Raw genomic sequence first — 18,725 nt, 5'->3', positions numbered from 1 at the left:
GTGCTCTGCCTGGACAAGACCGGCACCCTCACCGAGGGCGGCATGGACGTCGAGGAGCTCAGGCCGGTCGGCGGCACCGACGCGCGGGCGGTCCACGAGGCCCTGGCCGCCTTGGCGGCCGCCGACGACACGCCCAACCCCACGATGCGGACCGTCGCGGCCCATCTCGACGTGGCCGAGGTCGCCGGCCCCGGCTGGACGGCGGAGGACGTGATGCCGTTCTCGTCGGCGCGGAAGTGGAGCGGCGCGAGCTTCGCCGGGCAGGGCACCTGGCTGCTCGGTGCTCCGGAGGTGCTGCTGGAGGACGGCGACGAGATCGGCGCGGAGGCGGACCGGCTGGCCGGCCAGGGACTGCGCGTGCTGGTCCTGGTGACGGCCGACTCCGCGTCCACCGCCGGCGGCGCCACCGGGGTGCGGCCGCGGGCGCTGGTGATCTTGCGGCAGCGGCTGCGGACCACCGCGGCGGCGACGCTGGCGTACTTCAAGGAACAGGGCGTCGCGGTCAAGATCATCTCCGGCGACGCCGCCGTCTCGGTGGGCGCCGTGGCGCAGCGGCTCGGGGTCGACGGCGCCGGCGAACCGGTGGACGCCCGGCAGTTGCCGACCGATCCCGAGGAGTTGGCCGACCTGCTGGAACGGTCCACCGTCTTCGGCCGGGTCCAGCCGCACCAGAAGCAGGCGTTCGTCAAGGCGCTGCAATCACGCGGGCACACGGTGGCGATGACCGGCGACGGCGTCAACGACGTGCTGGCCCTCAAGGACGCCGATCTGGGCATCGCCATGGGCTCGGGCTCGGCAGCCTCCCGCTCGGTGGCCCAGGTGGTGTTGCTCGACGACGAGTTCGCGACGCTGCCGCACGTGGTCGCGGAGGGCCGGCGGGTGATCGGCAACATCGGCCGGGTCGCGGACCTGTTCCTCACCAAGACGACGTACGCGATCGGACTGGCCCTGTTCATCGCGGTCGGCGCGACCTTCGTCTGGATCACCGGCCGGCCGCCGCTGCCGTACCCGTTCCTGCCGATCCACCAGTCCTTGATCAACGCGTTCACGATCGGCGTGCCGGCCTTCCTGCTGGCCCTGGCTCCGACCTTCGACCGGGCCAAGCCGGACTTCGTCAAGCACGTGCTCCGGTTCGCCGTGCCGGCCGGGATCTGCTGCGCGGTGCCGACCGGGATCGTCTATCTGGTGGCGCTCAACCACCACGGCCCTGGCACCGTGCTGCCGCAGGTCACCGCGACGATCACGTTGTTCGGCCTCGCCGTCGGCGCGTTGGCGCTGGCGGCGAGGCCGTACGTGTGGTGGAAGGTGATCTTGGTCGGAGCCTGCGCGGCCGCGCTCGCGGTGGTGCTCGCGACACCACCGCTCGCGGACTTCTTCGAGCTCGAGGGCCCGACGCCGTGGAACCTCGCCGCCGCCGCGATCGCGGTCGGCTGCGGCGTGGCAGGCTACCTCGGCTACCGGTTCGTCCGGGCCCGACTCAAGCGCCCGAGGTGAGCGAGCGGCTGGCGAGTCTGAAGCGTCGGTGTCGCGATTCCTCCACAGTTCGGCGGTTGCCACGTGGCAGTCGGGACGGGCACTCCTCCCGTGGAGGAATCACGACACCTAACGAGTAGGGGCCTACGCTGACCGCTGCCTTCGGGTCAGGCTCCCGCGAAGGGGTCCGCGTCTGGGCTCGACTTCGCAAGTGACACACATCTGCCACGCAACGTGCCACGCAAGGCGAGAAACCGATTGCGGGGCGCGTTGCGTGGCGGATCTGTGTCACTTGCTGTGGTTTCGGCCGGCCAGTCCCGGCGCAATTCCACAACGACCTCAGCCGGTGATCGTCCTGTCGACACCCAGCGCGTGCATGATCAGATCGAGGTCGGTGCTCTGGAATGCGCCGTGCCGGGGCTTCTCCAACAGGACGTCGCGGTCGTCGACCACGGGGTCATCGCGCAGCGCCGCCGACTCGTTCCCTCGGTCAACGTCCCCAGCATCATCGGATTGATCTCGGCGAGCACGCCGCCATCGGACCCGTCCCGCCGGAGGACGGGACTGGTGTGGATGACGAGGTTGTCGGTGGCGCGGCCGACCGACGACCGCCCGGCGGGCGCCGCCTGACCAGTTCGGAGATCGCCGGTCAGGCGGCGGGCCGAGGTCCGCTGAGCCTGGCTCAGCCCCGCAGCGAACGGAGGACGTACTGCATGATGCCGCCGTTGCGGTAGTAGTCCGCCTCACCCGGGGTGTCGATCCGGACCGTCGCGTCGAACGTGACCGGCTCGCCGGAACAGGACGCGGTGACCTTGACCGTCTTCGGGGTCGTCCCGGCGTTGAGCTCGGTGATCCCGGTGATCTCGAACGTCTCCTCGCCGGTCAGGCCGAGGCTCTCCGCGTTCTGGCCCTCGGGGAACTGCAGCGGCAGCACGCCCATGCCGATCAGGTTGGACCGGTGGATCCGCTCGTACGATTCCGCGATCACGGCCCGCGCACCGAGCAGCGCGGTGCCCTTGGCCGCCCAGTCCCGGGAGGAGCCGGAGCCGTACTCCTTGCCGGCCAGGATCACCAGCGGCGTCCCGGCGGCCAGGTAGTGCTGGGACGCCTCGTACACCGTGGTCACCGGCCCGTCGGCGACGGTGAAGTCGCGGGTGAAGCCGCCCTCGGTGCCCGGCGCCAGCTGGTTCCGCAGCCGGATGTTGGCGAACGTGCCCCGGATCATCACCTCGTGGTTGCCGCGCCTTGAACCGTAGGAGTTGAAGTCGCGGCGCTCGATGCCGTTCTCGGTCAGGTACGCCCCGGCCGGGCTGTCCGCCTTGATCGAACCGGCCGGCGAGATGTGGTCGGTGGTGATCGAATCGCCCAGCTTCAGCAGCACCCGGGCGCCGGCGATGTCGGTCACCGGCTCCGGCTCGGCCGGCATCCCGTCGAAGTACGGCGGCTTCCGGACGTAGGTGGAGTCGGCGTCCCATTCGAAGGTCTGGCCCTCCGGGGTCGGCAGCGACTGCCACTGCTGATCACCGGCGAACACGTCGGCGTAGGACTCGGTGAACATCTCGGCACCGATCGCGCTGGAGACGATCTCGTCGATCTCCGCCTCGGTCGGCCAGATGTCCTTGAGATACACGGGATTCCCGGCCTCGTCGGTACCCAGCGGGTCGTTCTGCAGGTCCAGGTCCATCGTGCCGGCGAGGGCGTACGCGACCACCAGCGGCGGCGAGGCCAGGTAGTTCATCTTCACGTCCGGGTTGATCCGGCCCTCGAAGTTCCGGTTGCCGGAGAGCACCGACACGACGGCAAGATCATTCTCGTTCACCGCGTCGCTGACCTCGGGGATCAGCGGGCCGGAGTTGCCGATGCAGGTGGTGCAGCCGTAGCCGACCAGGTTGAAGCCGAGCTTGTCCAGGTAGGAGGTCAGCCCGGACCGGTCGTAGTAGTCGCTGACCACCTTCGAGCCGGGCGCCAGCGTCGTCTTCACCCACGGCTTGCGGTTCAGGCCCTTCTCGACGGCCTTCTTGGCGACCAGCGCGGCGCCGATCATGACGCTCGGGTTGGACGTGTTGGTGCAGGAGGTGATCGCGGCGATCACGACCGCACCATGATCGAGTTCGAAGCTGGACCCGTCGGCCAGGGTGACCGGGACCTTCTTGCGCGGCCGGCCGCCGTCGCCGTGCTCGCCGTACTCCTTCGGCGCGGCCGCACCGTTGCCGGTGGCGTGGGACGGCGCATCGGAGGCCGGGAACGACTCGGCGACGGCCTCGTCGTAGCCCTGCTCGTCCTCGCTCACGTAGTCGCGCAGCGCCTCCCGGAATCCCTGCTTGGCATGGGAAAGCGAGACCCGGTCCTGCGGTCGCTTCGGGCCGGCGATGCTCGGCACGACGGTGCCGAGATCGAGTTCCAGGTATTCGGAGTAGGCGGCCTCGCGATCATCGTCGTGCCAGATGCCCTGCTCCTTGGCGTACGCCTCGACGAGGGCGAGTTGATCTTGGTCGCGGCCGGTCAGCTTCAGGTACTCGATGGTCTTGTCGTCGATCGGGAACACCGCGATCGTGGAGCCGTACTCGGGGCTCATGTTGCCGATGGTGGCGCGGTTGGCCAGCGGCACCTCGGAGACGCCCGGCCCGTAGAACTCGACGAACTTGCCGACCACGCCGTGCTTGCGCAGCATCTCGGTGATCGTCAGCACCAGGTCGGTCGCGGTGGCGCCCTCGGGCAGCTTGCCGGCCAGCTTGAAGCCGACCACTCGCGGGATCAGCATCGACACCGGCTGGCCCAGCATGGCCGCCTCGGCCTCGATGCCACCGACACCCCAGCCCACCACGCCGAGGCCGTTGACCATCGTCGTGTGGCTGTCCGTACCGACGCAGGTGTCGGGATAGGCGTAGGTCTTGCCGTCGATCTCGCGCGGGAAGATCACCCGGGCCAGGTGCTCGATGTTCACCTGGTGCACGATGCCGGTGCCCGGCGGCACCACCTTGAAGTCGTCGAACGCGGTCTGGCCCCAGCGCAGGAACTGGTAGCGCTCCTTGTTGCGGCCGTACTCGATCTCCACGTTCCGGGTGAACGCGTCGGCGGTGCCGAAGACATCGGCGATCACCGAGTGGTCGATCACCAGCTCGGCCGGGGCCAGCGGATTGATCTTGGTCGGGTCGCCGCCGAGGTCGGCCATGGCCTCCCGCATGGTGGCCAGGTCGACGATCGCCGGGACGCCGGTGAAGTCCTGCATCACCACGCGAGCCGGGGAGAACTGGATCTCCTTGCTCGGCTCGGCGTTCGGGTCCCAGTCGGCCAGCGCCCGGATGTCGTCGGCGGTGATGTTGGCGCCGTCCTCGGTCCGCAGCAGGTTCTCCAGCAGGATCTTCAGGCTGTACGGCAGCTTGTCGGCACCGTCGACGGCGGACAACCGGAAGATCTGGTACGAGCGGTCGCCGACCTCGAGGTCGCCGAGGGCCCCGAAGCTGTCGACGGGACGGAAGCTGTTGACGCTCATGAACACTCCGTGGGGGTCTAGTTGTCTTGATGTCAAGATATCACTTCCTCGCGGAGAGGAAATGGTCCCCCTGGCGGGTGAGGGCCAACCCGCTGGTCAGGGGATCTGTTCGGTGGTCGGCCAGCGCGAGGCTGGACTCATGACAGCATCGCATGCCGTTGCCGAGGAGCCACGGAGGACCCGGCGGGCCCTGATCGTGACCGGAGTCTGGTCCGTCGCGTCGGTCGCGGTCGCCGCGACCTGGGCGATCGGAATGCCGTATCTCTTCCCGCTGCTCGACGGGGCCGGCGTGCCGCGGCTCGGGCCGGCGGCCATGGCCTGGCTCGGCGGCATCGTCGTCGCGCTGTCGGTGCTCGCGGCGGGCGCCGTGTTCTCCGGCTTCGGGCTCCGCTCCCGCCGGCGTCCGCGGCCGCTGGCGCTGGGCGGGCTGGGCGCCGGCCTGATCGCCACGACGGCCCAGGCGAGCACCCTTCCGCTCACCGTGATCGAGATCGGCACCGCCGGCCGCGTCGGCTCGCCGGCGGCCCTGCTCTGGCAGGCGGTCACCGTGATCGCCCTGCTGGGCTTCGTCCGGCTGATCCGGATCGAGGCGCGACGGGTCCACGGCCGCTGCCTGCACTGCGGTGGGCGGCATCGGTCCCCCGCCCGGCCGACGCTGGATCGGGCGGAGCCGGTGATGGCCTCCGCCGCGGTCTGCGTGGTCTCCGCACTCGGCCTGGTCGCCGTCTTCCCGTGGGCGGTGGTGAAACTCGGCTGGGGGTTCGGGGCGACGCTGCTCGGCGTCACCGGCGACGCCTGGCGTCGCGCCGCGGAACTCACGGTCATGTCGCCGCCGGCCCGCTGGCTGGCCGAAGCCGGACTCGACCTCACCGTGCTGGCCGCCGGAGCCGGGATGATCCTAGCCGTTCTGCTGCTGGCCCGCTTGCCGCGCCGGCTGCCGCCCGCGGTGCTGGTGGTGCCGGCCGCGCTGGCCGCGATCCCTCTGATCGGGTACGGCTGTCCGCTGCTGGTCGGCGGGCTGCTCGGCCTGGCCGGGGTGATCGACCTGCCCGTCGATCCGGCGGTTCCCGGGCTGGACCTGCCGCTGATGGTGATCTTCGGCGGGCTCGCCTTCGGCGGCATCGGCACCGCGCTCGCCGTCGGCGCGGTGTCGCTGGCCCGTCGGAGCCGGCCGGTGTGCCGGCCCGGCACGTACGATCCGGCAACCAGGGTCGCGGTGATCGGCGCCGGGTTCGCCGGCCTGGCCGCAGTCAAGGAGCTGGCCAGGTCCGGCACCGAGGTGACGCTGATCGACCAGCGCACCTACGCGACCTTCCAGCCGCTGCTGTACCAGGTGGCGACCGGCGGGCTGAACGCCGGCGACATCACCTATCCGATCCGCAACGTGCTGGCCCGGCGGCCCGGCGTCCACTTCGTCTGCGACCGGGTGACCGAGATCGATCATGACCGGGCCATGATCACGACCGCAGGCGGGCAGCGGATCGGCTACGACTACGTGATCGTCGCCGGCGGCGCGGTGGCCAACGACTTCCGGATCCCGGGTGTCGCCGAGCACGCGATCGGGATCTACACCCGCTCCGACGCGCTGACCGTGCGGGACCGACTGTTCGGGGTGCTGGAGGACGCGGCCCGCGCCGGTGACGGGACGGCCCGTTCGGTGATCATCGTCGGCGGCGGGGCGACCGGGATCGAGCTGGCCGGCAACCTGGCCGAGCTTCGTGATCATGGTCTGGCGCGCAGCTATCCCGAGCTGGACCGGGACCAGGTCAAGATCATCCTGCTGGAGGCGGGGCCGCGGCTGCTCGGCCCGTTCGCGCCCGGGCTGCAGGACTACACGCTGGCTCAGCTGCGCCGGCGCGGCGTCGACGTACGGCTCAACACGCCGATCGTCGAGGTCGGCCCCGAGGCGGTCCGGCTGGCCGACGGCAGCGACCTGGCGGCGTCCCTGGTGGTCTGGACCGCCGGGGTGCGCGGAGCCGCCGAGCCGACCTGGGGACTGGACCGGAACCGGGCCGGCCGGGTGCTGCTCGACCGGGACCTCCGGGTGCCTGGCCGGCCGGAGGTGTTCGGCGCCGGCGACGCGGCCGTGATCCGGTCCTATCCCCTGCCCCAGCTGGCCCAGCCGGCGCTGCAGACCGGCAAGCACGCGGCCCGGCAGATCCTCCGGTTGGAACGTGATCAACCGCTGCGACCGTTCCGCTACTTCGACAAGGGCATCATGGCGACGATCGGCGAGGGGTCGGCCGTGGTCGAACTGCCGGTCGGGCCCAAGATCACCGGGCCGCTGGCCTGGCTGACCTGGCTGGCCATCCACATCGTCTACCTGCTCGGCGGCCGGAACCGGCTGGTCACGGCCGCGAATCTCGCCGTGCGCTACCTGCGGCCGGGCTCGTTCGGGGTGATCGTGGGCGATCCGGTCCGAACCACACCGGCAGCCGCCGCTCCGCGACCGCAGTCAGCAGTCCGGTGACGATCATGCCGACCGCCACCGCCCCGATCGCGATCAGGACCGGGCCGACGCCCTGGCTGCCGACATCGAGGAACGGGTACGGATACCAGCCGCTGACCGCTCCCTGGACCATGATCAGCACCACCCAGGCGATCGGCCAGATCAGCGCCAGCAAGCCGGTCCGCAGGTCGATCCGCGGCCGCGGGCCGAACGCGATCCAGCAGCCCAGGACCAGGATCGGCGCGACGACGTGGAGCAGCTTGTCGGTGACGTACGACCAGCCCTCCAGGTCCAGCAGCGGCCGGAGCAGGAACCAGTGCACGATTCCGGTGATGATCATGCCGACCACCGCGTCCAGCCGGAGCACCCGCCAGAAGGCGCCGTCCCGGTCGGGCTTGATCGTCAGGGACACCGCCGCGATCGCAGCCAGCACGTTGCCCTGGATGGTGAAGTAGAGCACGAACCGGCGCAGCCGCTCCGGCAACGACGGCGGGTCGTCGGTGATCAACACCGAGACGCCGAGGAACACCAGCACCAGCTGAGCCACGATCGCGACGATCCCGACGGCCGCTGTGACACCGTGCCCGACCCGGGCCGCCGTCAGGTTCACTTCGTGATCACAGCCATCACGCCGGCCCGGCGCTGGAACCGGAAGCCGACCTCGCGTTGTTCCCAGCTGTGGCCCACTGCGCGTACCGCTTCGGCAAGATCATCGAGATACGGGACCGGGTCGCCGGCGCCGCGCCGGACCAGCGGGTAGAGCCGGACCTCGCCCCGGCTGACCCGGATCAGCTCGGTGATCGCGGCGGCGTGCCAGTCCTGATCGAGCGGGCCGTCCCAGGTGAACAGCAGATGCGAGCACAGCACCAGGTCGAAGGCGTCGTCGCCGAACGGCAGCTCCGGCAACGACGCGGCCCGGTAGCGGTCCGGCCGGGCCGCCCGGTCGGACAGGAACCGTTCCGCCGCCGCGATCCGCATCCGGTCCCGCCGCTCCGGCGAGCCGTACCAGTCCCAGACGAACTCGTCCTGATGATCGTTGGTCATCCGGAAGCACTGCTCGCGATCCGCGGACAGCGCCGCAGCGAGCTCGCCCTGGGTCTGCGCGTACACGGGATCGGTCGCGACCGCGTCCGCCGCCTCGCCCAGCTCGGCGACGAAGCTCGACCCGCCGGCCGCGCAGTCGAGGATCGTGCCCTTCAGGTCCGCCTCGGCAAGATCGAACATCGCCCGGTACTCCGCCAGCGAACGGGTGGAGATCAACATGCTCGAGACGCTATACCCCACCGACCCTCAGCGGTAGGAACGCGCCTGCAGGTCGTACAGCTCGGCGTAGCGACCGCCGAGTTCGATCAAGGCGTCGTGGCTGCCGACCTCGGTGATTTCGGGGTTCGGGCCGCGGCGATCAGGGTGAGCACGCCGACGGCCAGCGGGATCCAGCCGCCGTCCAGCGGCCGGAGCAGGACGATCAGCAGGCCGATCGCGAGCAGGCCCCAGCCGGCCTCGGCCGGGACCCGGCCGGTCAGCCGGACCATCCTCAGGGTGACCAGGCCGAGGCAGAGGAACGCCAGGCCGGCCGTCATGAACCAGAGCGATGCCACCCGGTCGATGCTCTGCACCGAGTTGATCACGCCGTCGGCCAGGATGCCGGGCCAGGGTGGATCGAACAGGCCGAGTCCGAGGTGCACGGCCGCGCAGCCGATCATCAGCCAGGGAATCCAACGTTGCATGGAACACACCTTCCGTACAGTGCTGTATGGAAACCATACGCTAGTGTACGGAAGGTGGCGGAACGTGACGGCAAGCCCCTGCTCGCCCGGGACGACTGGACCGGCGCCGCGCTGCAGGCGCTGGCCGACGGTGGCCCCGCCGGGATCGCGGTGGACCGGCTGGCCAAGCAGCTCGGCGTCAGCCGGGGCAGCTTCTACTGGCACTTCTCCGACCGGAACGACCTGATCACCGCGACGCTGGACCGGTGGGAACGGGAGAACACCACCGAACAGCTCGCCGAGGCGGTCGCCGTCGCCGACCCGGTCGAGCGGCTGCGCCTGATCGTGCGCCGTGTCTACGCCGAGCGGGCCGATCCGATCGAGCTCGCCCTGGCCGCCCTCGCCGGTGACCCGGTCGTCGCCGGCGCCGTCGCCCGGGTCACCGAGACCCGCCTCGATCTGCTCCGCTCCGTCTTCCGCGACCTCGGTTTCACGCCGGCCGGCGCCCGGGACCGGGCCTGGCTCGCGTACGGGTTCTACGTCGGGCACCACCAGCTCAGCCAGAACGAAGCGATCCGCCGGCGTCGGCCGCCCCGCCTCGATTACCTCGTCGACCTCCTCACCGCCTGAAAGATCCGCCGACCGGTCACCAAAGCAGCGGTTCTGTCGGCGTGTCGCTGCAGAGTTGACCGGTCGGCGAATCGGTCTGGACACGGCGATCAGTCGGTCGGCACGCTCGCTTCCTGGAGCAACGCCTGCAGCCGGCTGTCGTCGTAGCGCGTCTTCTTCCGGGGATCGGCCTGCAGCCCGGCGAAGAAGTCGGTCATGAACTCGATCACGGCGCGGTGGCGGACCACGTCCTCGAGCAGCGGCCGCGGGGTCAGCCCGTCGAGACGCTCGGCGTAGCGGACCAGGTTCTGGCGCAGGAGAGGTCCCGCCTCGGCGTCGGCACCGATCATGGTCCCGGCCTGGTCCTGCACGGGCCGCGGCAGCGCCCGGAACCAGAGCTCCAGCTGCGCCGCGGAGGCGGTCAGGAGCTCGCCGAGGTCGAACAGCCGATGCCGGTCCAGGAACTCCTGCTCCCGCTCGGTCAGGGCGAACCGCCGGTCCAGCAGCAGGCCGAAGTCGGTGAGGTAGCTGGTCTCGCCATCGGTCATCAGATTGCCGAGATGCGCATCGAAATGGACGATTCCCTGCCCACGCAGGAAACCGGCCGTATCGATCAGCTGCCCGACCAGCCGCGGAGCGTCTTCCGGCCGACGGGCCAGCCAGTCCGCGAGGGAGTACGGCAGCAGCTCGAGGAAGATCATCGCCTCGTGCGTCCCGGTGGCCCGTTCGGTGAGGTAGCGCTCGATGTTCCGACTGGAGTTCCAGTACCGGACGTAGCGATCGAGGTCCGGCGGGCCCGGGACTCGACCGGCCCGGCGGACGACCCGTACGTGATAGGTCAGCGGGAAGTTCGGCCGGGTCCCGGCGAGCACCCAGTTCGTCGTCGTCAGCTGAGCGACGATCTCCCGCCAGGCGCCGAAGCCGGCGGACCCGACGCCGTACTGGTAGTAGGCCGGCAGCCGGTAGTGGTTCCGGGTCGAGTAGGAGCGGGTCAGTTCCAGGTCGGTCAGCGGAATGATCTTGACGAACACCCGCTCTCCCGCCAACTCGACGGTCCGGACGCCGCCCCAACCGGGCGTTCCCGTCGAGCCGCCCACCAGTCTCCGCAGGGCGACGTCGTCGAGGTGCGCGAGTTCCGTACTGAGCTTCGCGTACCGGTCACGTCGTACCGCCAGACCATCTGCTCCAGCCGAGTGCCCATTCACGCTGCGAATTCTCCCACCCCGCTGGATCCCGCTGGTCAGGTCAGGACGGTCAGCAGCGCGGTGATCATCGTGTCGACGGGCTGCGCCGCAGCGAGCCGCAGGTCGGGTTCACGGGGCCGTTCGGCCAGTCCCTGGTGGAACGTCGCGGCGAGATGATCATGGCGCTCGGCGACGTCCGTCCGCCAGCGGCGATCGCGGTCCAGCAGTCGGCGGCGCTGTTCGTCCGGGTCGAGATCCAGCACGACCAGCAGGTCGCAGCGCGGGTGCGGCCGCATGCCGTCCAGGACCGCCAGCGGACCCGGGCCGATCGGGAGTCCGCCGTACGGAGCCCGCCGACGCATCGCCGTGAAGTCGCAGTCGGGCGTGCTCCGTTCCGGACCGGTGGCGGCCAGGGCCCGGTCGACGGCAGCCCAGTCGTACGCGAACGGCCGGGCCAGGTAGTCGGCCATCGGCTCGCCGGCGGGGCGCGGCACGAAGAAGTAGTCGACCGGCACCCGCGCGAACCGTTCCGGCCGTACTCGCTCCAGTTCCTTGGCGAGTGTCGACTTCCCCGATCCGGCGGGCCCCATCAGGCAGATGATCACGAATCCACCTCATCAGTCGGCGGGTGAGCGCGCATGCGATCGTGCCGCGTGTCGTCCAGGACGGCCGCTGCCCTGCCGTCGTCGATCACGGCCTCGACACGGCTGATGGCGGCCCCGAACTGGCTGAGGGCGTCCGCCGCCGTCAGGTCCCCGGCGACCAGGACCGCCGCCGCGTTGAGGACGACCGCGTCACGCAACGGTCCGCGCTGCCCGCCGAGCACGGCCCGCGCACGCTCCGCATTCTCGGCCGCCGTGGACCCGCGCAGTTCCGCCGGTCTCGCGCGCGGCAGCCCGAGCACGGTCGGGTCGAGCACCAGGTGCTGCAGCATGTCCTCCCGCACGATCCACACCTCGGAGACGTCCGCTGTCGTGAGTTTGTCCAGACCGTCCCGCCCGCGCACGACCAGGCCGCGGCGGCCGAGCCGCTGCAGGGTTTCGGCCAGCGTCCGTACCCGATGTGGATCGGCGACGCCGATCACCGGGTGCTCGGGCCGGGCGGGATTGATCAGCGGCGCCGCCAGGTTGAAGATCGTCGGGATTCCCAGCCCGCGCCGCGCGTCCACGGCGTGCCGAAGCCCGGGGTTGAAAGCGGGGGCGAACAGATATCTGAACCGTCCGGTGTCTCGCCCTGGCCCGGCCGAGGTCGTCAACGGGATGCCGAGCGCCTCGATCAGATCCGCGGACCCCGCCGTCCGCGACGACGCCGCCCGCCCGCCGTGCTTGACGACGGTACGGCCCGCGCCCGCTGCGACGATGGCGGCCAGGGTCGAGAGGTTCATGGCCCCGGTGCCGTCACCACCCGTACCGGCGATGTCATGACACGGACGGTCCACCCGGACCGGAATCGCAGCCTCCAGGAGGGCCTCGACCACCCCGAGCAATTCCGTGACAGTCTCGCCCTTCACCCGCAGCGCAGCCAGGAACCCGGCCAGCGCCACGGCCGGCGCCCGTCCCGCCACGGTCTCCCGGACGGCCCAGCCGGTCTCCGCGGCGGACAGATCCCGCCGCTCGGCCAACGCCAGCAGCAACGAGCGCCAGGTCGTACTTTCGATGATCATGAAACCTCCAGGTCGGTTACGGCCCGTGCCCTGGAGATCAACGTCAGAAGTCGGCCGCCACCAGAGACGGCCCCTTGCCCAGCATCAGAACAGCGGCCCGCCTAACCGGCGGCCCACCACAAGATCAACGGCTGGCACTTCACGGACCCGACGATAGCCGACGGCGGGCGCCGGGGGACGACGCTCGACGTCGAATGCCGGAGTACCTAGGGGTGGTAGGTCGATTCGCCGGCTCGGTGGTCGGCCGGCCTCATCGCACGCTCCGTACGCGCCGTCCCCCGCTCGCCGATCGACACGTCACTTCTGCAGCGACACACCGCAGAAACGGCTGCTTTGGTGACCGGTCGGCGGTCTCTTTTCTGGAGGGGTCAGGGGTGGAGGGTGGCCACGCATTCGATGTGGTGGGTCATCGGGAAGAGGTCGAAGGCGCGGAGGGAGGTGAGGCGGTAGCCCTCGGTGGCGAGGTAGCCGAGGTCGCGGGCGAGGGCGGCGGGGTCGCAGGCGACGTAGGCGATGGCGCGCGGGTGGCGGCGGGTCAGGGCGGTGATCACCTTGCGGCCGGCGCCGGTGCGGGGCGGGTCGAGGACGACCAGGTCGGTGCGGGCGGGCAGGCCGCCGCGGTGCTCCGGGCGGTTCAGCACCCGGTCGACCGAACCCGCGACGAAGCGGGCCCGGTCGCCGGCGTCGGCCAGGTTGCGGCGGGCGAGCTGAACGGCGGGCTTGTTGCCCTCGACCCCGGTGACGACGCAGCCGCGGTCGTGCAGGGCGGCCGCGAACAGGCCGACGCCGCAGTAGAGGTCGAAGGCGGTTTCGCCGGGCTCGGGCGCGAGCCCGTCCAGCACGGCACCGGTCAGGACGCTCGGCGCGGCGGAGTGGGCCTGCCAGAAGCCGTCCACGGCGACCGTGAACTCGCGGCCGAGCGCGCGCTCTCGTACCGTCCCGGGCGGATGATCACCCGCCGCCCAGACGGCCTGGTCACCGACGGCCACGCCGACCAGTTCGTCCTCGGGCACCGGCGGCGGCACCCGCAGCGGCGGCGCGGCGATCCGGCAGCCTTCCGGCGGCAGTTCGATCACCCGGTCCGACCGGTGCGCGCGCAGCCCGGCCCGGCTCTCACCGCCGTGCTGATCATGAACCAGGTGGTAGCGCATCCGGGTCCGCCAGCCCAGCCCGTCAGCGTCCTCGACCGGTTCGACGATCCCGTCCCAGGAGATCCCGGCCAGTCGCTCCAGCTGTTCGGCGACGACCTGCCGTTTCAGCTCGCGCTGGGTGGGCAGATCGACGTGCTGGAAGTCGCAGCCGCCGCACCGGCCCGGCCCGGCGATGGGACAGGGCGGCGGCACCCGGCCGGCGGCGGGTTCGAGCACCTCGACCGCGTCGCCGCGCCAGAACCGGTCATGGCTCCGGTCGGTGATCTTGATCATGACCCGCTCCCCCGGCAGCGTGTGCCGGACGAAGATCACCCGACCGTCGTGCCGCGCCACCCAGTGCCCGCCGTGCGCGACCGGCCCGACCAGGACCGGGCCGACGACATCCGGCCCGACCGGGTCCTGCTCGCTCTCGGGCACTAGCGCCGCCGGCGGGCGCCCTGCAGGTCGGACCGGGCGAACCGGCGCTCGGCCACGTCCGACGACGCCAGCAGGTACGGGACCGAGGTGACCATCACACCCGGCGTGAACAACAACCGCGCCTTCAGCCGCAGCGCGCTCTGGTTGTGCAGGATCTGCTCCCACCAGTGACCGACCACGTATTCGGGGATGAAGACGGTGACCACGTCGCGCGGGCTCTCCGACCTGATCGTCTTCACGTACTCGAGGATCGGGTTCGTCACCTCGCGGTACGGCGACGCGACCACCTTCAGCGGGATCTCGATGCCGGCCTCGTCCCAGGCTTCGACCAACCGCTTCGTGTCGTCGGCGTCGACGTCGACCGTGATCGCCTCCAGGGTGCTCGGCCGGGACGCCTTCGCGAACGCCAGCGCCCGCGCGGTCGGCTTGTGCAGCTTGCTGACCAGCACGATCGCGTGCACCCGGCTGGGCAGCGTCTTCGCCTCGCCCGGCACCAGCGTGGTCTCCCGGGCCACCGCGTCGTAATGGCGCTTGATCAACTTCATCAGGACGAACAGCACCGCCATCGCGATGATCGCGATGTAGGCGCCCTGCAGGAACTTCGACAGCAGGACGATGATCAACACCGTGCCGGTCATGGTCAGGCCGATGCAGTTGATCACCCGGGACCGCTGCATCCGGCCGCGCACCTCCGGCCGGGTCTCCGACTTCAGCTCCCGGGTCCAGTGCCGGACCATGCCGGTCTGGCTGACCGTGAACGACACGAACACGCCGACCACGTACAACTGGATCAGGGCGGTCACGTCGGCGTCGAAGGCCAGGATCAGGATGATCGCCAGCGCGGCCAGCACGATGATCCCGTTGCTGTACGCGAGCCGGTCGCCCCGGGTGTGCAGCTGCCGCGGCAGGTAGCCGTCCCGGGCCAGGATCGAGCCCAGCACCGGGAAGCCGTTGAAGGCGGTGTTCGCGGCCAGGAACAGGATGATCATGGTCGCAGCGACGACGAAGTAGAAGCCGACCGGGAAGCCGGAGAAGATCGCCCGGGCCAGCTGGCCGATCGCGGTCTCCTCGGTGACGTCGACGCGCACGCCGTTCAGGGCGTAGAACGAGTGCCCGGGATCGATCAGCCGCAGTCCGGTCAGGTTGGCCAGCGTGATGACGCCGATCAACATGCTCACCGAGATGGTGCCGAGCAGCAGCAGGGTCGTGGCGGCGTTCTTGCTCTTCGGCTTACGGAACGCCGGCACCCCGTTGGAGATCGCCTCCACGCCGGTCAGGGCCGCCGAGCCCGAGGAGAACGCGCGGGCGACCAAGATCACCAGCATGACGCCGGTGAGCGAGGTGAAGGCGGGATCGCCCTGCACCTCGTACTGCGCGCTGTGCACCCGGACCGGCTCCTGCATGACCAGGATCCGGAACAGCCCGACCAGCACCATGCCGAGGATGCCGATCACGAAGCAGTAGGTCGGGATGGCGAACAGCGTGCCCGACTCCTTGACGCCGCGCAGGTTCATCGCCATCAGCAGCACCACCGCGGCGGCAGCGATCCAGCCCTCGTGGCCGTCGATGAACGGCAGCGCCGACTTCGCGTTCTGGACGCCGGAACTGACCGACACCGCGACGGTCAGCACGTAGTCGACCAGCAACGCGCTGGCCACCGTGGTGCCGGCGTTGCGGCCCAGGTTGACGGTCGCGACCTCGTAGTCGCCGCCGCCGGACGGGTAGGCGTGCACGTTCTGCCGGTACGAGGCGACGACGACGAGCATCACCACGGCGACCGCGATCGCGATCGGCCAGGAGAACGCGAAGCCCGCCATCCCGGCCAGGGACAGGGTCAGCAGGATCTCGTCCGGCGCGTACGCCACCGAGGACAACGCGTCCGAGGCGAAGACGGGGAGCGCGATGCGCTTCGGCAGCAGGGTCTCGCCGAGCTGCGTACTGCGTAATTTGCGCCCAACCAGCAGGCGCTTGCCGAGGTCGGACAAACTCACGTCCCGACACTCTAGACCCACGACCGGCTCCGAGGCCCCACCCACGCTGGTCGTGTAGCGTCTTGGGCGTGCACATCGTGATCATGGGCTGCGGCCGCGTCGGCTCGACGCTGGCCCGGGCTCTGGAGCGCCGCGGCCATACGGTCGCGGTGATCGACATGCAACCGGATGCGTTCCGACGGCTCGGCCCGGACTTCACCGGCACCACGGTGAAGGGGGTCGGCTTCGACCGCGAGGTGCTCGTCGAGGCCCGGATCGGTGACGCCAGCGGGTTCGCGGCCGTGTCCAGCGGCGACAACTCCAACATCCTGGCCGCCCGCGTGGTCCGGGAGACGTTCGGGGTGGAGAACGTGGTCGCCCGGATCTACGACCCCGGGCGCGCCGAGGTGTACGAACGGCTGGGCATCCCCACCGTCGCGACCGTGCGCTGGACCGCGGACCAGGTGATCCGGCGGCTGTTGCCGGCCGGCTCGGAGCCGCAGTGGCGGGACCCGTCGGGCAGCGTGCGGCTGATGGAGGTGCACGTCCATCCGGCCTGGGTCGGCCGCACGATCAGCCAGCTCGAGCAGGCCAGCGGCGCCCGGATCCCGTTCCTGGCCCGGCTCGGCACCGGTCACATCCCGAAGCCGACCTCCGTGTTCCAGGACGGTGACCTGGTCTACGCCGCCGTCCAGGACTCCCGGCTGGCCGACGTGGAAGCGATCTTCGGCGCACCCCCGGAGGAGGACTGATCATGCGTGTTGCCATCGCCGGAGCCGGGAACGTCGGCCGCTCGATCGCGGCCGAGCTGGTCGAGAACGGTCACCAGGTGTTGCTGATCGACCGCGACCCGCGCTCGATCAAGACCGAGACCGTGCCCGAGGCCGAGTGGTTGCTCGCCGACGCCTGCGAGTTGTCCTCGCTGGAGGAGGCCGAGATCGACAGCTGCGACGTCGCGATCGCCGCCACCGGCGACGACAAGGTGAACCTGGTCGTGTCGCTGCTGGCGAAGACCGAGTTCGGCGTGCCCCGTACGGTTGCGCGGGTGAACCACCCGAAGAACGAGTGGCTGTTCAACGAGGTGTGGGGCGTCGACGTCGCCGTGTCCACGCCGCGGCTGATGAGCGCCCTGGTCGAGGAGGCGGTCAGCGTCGGCGACCTGGTCCGGCTGCTCACGTTCCACGAGGGCGAGGCCAACCTGGTCGAGATGACGCTGCCGGAGAGCAGCCCGCAGGTCGGCGTCCGGGTCGGCGACATCAGCTGGCCGGGCGACGTCGTGCTGGTCGCCGTGATCCGGGACGGCCATGCCCGGCCGCCGGACCCGGACGGCACCCTCGAGACCGGGGACGAACTGCTCTTCGTGACCGCCCAGGACTACGAACGGGAACTGGCCGAGATGCTGTCCCCGCGCGGCGAGGTCCGCAGCGTGCCGGGAGCTGGAGCGGTCCGCAGCTAGGTCGGAACCCGTTCCCTGCGCCTGGGCGGCACTTCGGCAGGCTCAGTGCGCGTTCTCATCCTCGTCCTGCTTCCGCAGGGCGGCCTGGGCGAGCGGCGAGTCCTCGATCGGGGTACGGCCTCGGGACAGCAGCAGGCCGATCACGGCCAGCGCGGCGATCAGCAGCGGCCAGCCGAGCGCGACCTTGGCGATGCCGAGCAGCAGCACCTGGTCGGCCAGGTAGAGCGGCAACTGGACCACCACCCGGATCGTGTACGAGGCCGCCATCACCGCGGTCAGCTTGCTCATCATCCGGACCAGGCCCTTGTCGCCGGCCCAGCTCAGTGCGTCGCCGAGCGCGGCGCCGATGATGAAGCCGAACAGCGGCCGCCGGACCGCGATCGTGATGATCGCCAGCGCGGCCAGGGCGGCGTTGTAGAGGATGCCGGGCACGAACGCGTCCTCCGCCCGGCCGGTCCGCGCGGCGACCACGACCGCGACCACGGTCGGCACCACCGCCTGGAGGACGTACCGGATCGGCTGGCGTTGGACCAGCCGGACCACCGCCAGCACGACGGCGACCGCGACGGCCGCGATGATCGCGCGGAGCAGGTCCTGGCCGAACACCCAGGCCAGCGTGAACGCGACGAACGGGAGTGCACCCTCGAGCATGCCGCGGGGGCCGCCGAGCGCCTGGCCGACCTCGTGCCGGACCCACTCCTCGACGTAGCGGAACTGCTTCGGACCCGTCTCGGCGGCGGTGGTGTCCGTCATCCGGCGTGGGTGCTCTGGATCAGCTCGTACCGCGGGTTGTACATGATCCGGCCTTCCCCGCCACAGCTGATCCGGCCGCTCACCTTCACCGACCGGCCGGCGTCGATGCCGGCGATCTGCCGACGGCCGAGCCAGACCAGGGTGACCGCGCCGGAGCCGTCGCGGAGTTCCGCCTCGAGGGCCGGGTGGCCGCCGCGTGGGTTGATCGTCACGGCCGCGATGGTGCCGGCCAGATCGACGACCTCGCGGTCCTTGCACTGCTTGATCGGCCGTGCTCCGGAGTCGCGAACGTTCTTCTGCAGCTCCGCCGACTCCAGGTCCTCATTCGAGGACGCCAGCCGCTGCAGCACCCGGGAGAAGAACTCGCCGGCCTTGCCCATGATCATCACTTCCGATGTGAG

The 18,725-nt window shown here is 70.6% G+C and carries 15 protein-coding genes and 1 pseudogene; 5 read left to right on the top strand and 11 right to left on the bottom strand.

Annotation, left to right across the window (positions count from 1 at the left end):
• The gene (locus AC6CCG_RS26125; protein WP_496657678.1) at nucleotides 1-1,494 is read left to right on the top strand and encodes an HAD-IC family P-type ATPase; all 1,494 of its coding nucleotides are present in this window, start codon (nucleotides 1-3) and stop codon (nucleotides 1,492-1,494) included.
• A 661-nt stretch (nucleotides 1,495-2,155) separates the two neighbouring features.
• On the opposite strand, the gene acnA is transcribed toward AC6CCG_RS26125, so the two are convergent.
• Nucleotides 2,156-4,966 (bottom strand): aconitate hydratase AcnA, encoded by a 2,811-nt coding sequence (gene acnA / locus AC6CCG_RS26120; protein WP_496657677.1) that lies wholly within the window; start codon nucleotides 4,964-4,966, stop codon nucleotides 2,156-2,158.
• Here acnA and AC6CCG_RS26115 point away from each other — a divergent pair.
• A pseudogene (locus tag AC6CCG_RS26115) lies at nucleotides 4,965-7,094 on the top strand (NAD(P)/FAD-dependent oxidoreductase); the annotation flags it as partial. The gene acnA and the pseudogene AC6CCG_RS26115 overlap by 2 nt on opposite strands.
• Before the next feature lie 220 nt (nucleotides 7,095-7,314).
• Here AC6CCG_RS26115 and AC6CCG_RS26110 read toward each other — a convergent pair.
• The 3 genes from AC6CCG_RS26110 to AC6CCG_RS26100 form a co-directional block, all read right to left on the bottom strand.
• Entirely contained in the window at nucleotides 7,315-8,025 is a 711-nt protein-coding gene (locus tag AC6CCG_RS26110) for a Pr6Pr family membrane protein (protein ID WP_496657676.1), read from the bottom strand.
• Entirely contained in the window at nucleotides 8,022-8,678 is a 657-nt protein-coding gene (locus AC6CCG_RS26105) for a class I SAM-dependent methyltransferase (protein ID WP_496657675.1), read from the bottom strand. The genes AC6CCG_RS26110 and AC6CCG_RS26105 overlap by 4 nt, the downstream gene beginning before the upstream one ends.
• 86 nt (nucleotides 8,679-8,764) lie before the next feature.
• Nucleotides 8,765-9,142, bottom strand: a complete 378-nt coding sequence (locus AC6CCG_RS26100) for a DUF6463 family protein (RefSeq protein WP_496657674.1) — start codon at nucleotides 9,140-9,142, stop codon at nucleotides 8,765-8,767.
• A gap of 54 nt (nucleotides 9,143-9,196) precedes the next feature.
• Here AC6CCG_RS26100 and AC6CCG_RS26095 point away from each other — a divergent pair, with 54 nt between their 5' ends.
• Nucleotides 9,197-9,751, top strand: a complete 555-nt coding sequence (locus AC6CCG_RS26095) for a TetR/AcrR family transcriptional regulator (RefSeq protein WP_496657673.1) — start codon at nucleotides 9,197-9,199, stop codon at nucleotides 9,749-9,751.
• Nucleotides 9,752-9,840: 89 nt separating this feature from the next.
• Here the strand turns inward: AC6CCG_RS26095 and AC6CCG_RS26090 are convergent, their stop codons facing one another.
• From AC6CCG_RS26090 to AC6CCG_RS26070, 5 genes are all read right to left on the bottom strand, one after another.
• The gene (locus AC6CCG_RS26090) at nucleotides 9,841-10,935 is read right to left on the bottom strand and encodes a hypothetical protein (RefSeq protein ID WP_496657672.1); all 1,095 of its coding nucleotides are present in this window, start codon (nucleotides 10,933-10,935) and stop codon (nucleotides 9,841-9,843) included.
• Nucleotides 10,936-10,970: 35 nt separating this feature from the next.
• On the bottom strand, nucleotides 10,971-11,519 hold the full coding sequence (locus tag AC6CCG_RS26085; protein ID WP_496657671.1) for a hypothetical protein: 549 nt from the start codon (nucleotides 11,517-11,519) through the stop codon (nucleotides 10,971-10,973).
• Nucleotides 11,516-12,577, bottom strand: coding sequence for an anthranilate phosphoribosyltransferase (trpD, locus tag AC6CCG_RS26080; protein WP_496657670.1), 1,062 nt, complete (start codon nucleotides 12,575-12,577; stop codon nucleotides 11,516-11,518). Before trpD ends, AC6CCG_RS26085 begins: the two co-directional genes overlap by 4 nt.
• Before the next feature lie 368 nt (nucleotides 12,578-12,945).
• Complete coding sequence (locus AC6CCG_RS26075) at nucleotides 12,946-14,145, bottom strand: class I SAM-dependent RNA methyltransferase (protein ID WP_496657669.1); 1,200 nt, start codon at nucleotides 14,143-14,145, stop codon at nucleotides 12,946-12,948.
• Entirely contained in the window at nucleotides 14,145-16,136 is a 1,992-nt protein-coding gene (locus AC6CCG_RS26070) for an APC family permease (RefSeq protein WP_496657668.1), read from the bottom strand. Before AC6CCG_RS26070 ends, AC6CCG_RS26075 begins: the two co-directional genes overlap by 1 nt.
• Before the next feature lie 83 nt (nucleotides 16,137-16,219).
• Between AC6CCG_RS26070 and AC6CCG_RS26065 the strand changes: the two genes are divergently transcribed.
• The gene (locus tag AC6CCG_RS26065) at nucleotides 16,220-16,867 is read left to right on the top strand and encodes a potassium channel family protein (RefSeq protein WP_496657727.1); all 648 of its coding nucleotides are present in this window, start codon (nucleotides 16,220-16,222) and stop codon (nucleotides 16,865-16,867) included.
• Between the two features lie 2 nt (nucleotides 16,868-16,869).
• Complete coding sequence (locus AC6CCG_RS26060; RefSeq protein ID WP_496657667.1) at nucleotides 16,870-17,571, top strand: potassium channel family protein; 702 nt, start codon at nucleotides 16,870-16,872, stop codon at nucleotides 17,569-17,571.
• Between the two features lie 42 nt (nucleotides 17,572-17,613).
• Here AC6CCG_RS26060 and AC6CCG_RS26055 read toward each other — a convergent pair whose 3' ends face one another.
• Both AC6CCG_RS26055 and AC6CCG_RS26050 read right to left on the bottom strand, forming a co-directional pair.
• Nucleotides 17,614-18,324 (bottom strand): DUF3159 domain-containing protein, encoded by a 711-nt coding sequence (locus tag AC6CCG_RS26055; protein ID WP_496657666.1) that lies wholly within the window; start codon nucleotides 18,322-18,324, stop codon nucleotides 17,614-17,616.
• The gene (locus tag AC6CCG_RS26050) at nucleotides 18,321-18,704 is read right to left on the bottom strand and encodes an OB-fold nucleic acid binding domain-containing protein (protein WP_496657726.1); all 384 of its coding nucleotides are present in this window, start codon (nucleotides 18,702-18,704) and stop codon (nucleotides 18,321-18,323) included. Before AC6CCG_RS26050 ends, AC6CCG_RS26055 begins: the two co-directional genes overlap by 4 nt.
• Nucleotides 18,705-18,725: the final 21 nt, after the last annotated feature.

It is taken from the genome of Microlunatus sp. YIM B11417 (genome assembly GCF_059617205.1).
This window is presented reverse-complemented; position numbering and strand designations above follow the sequence as displayed.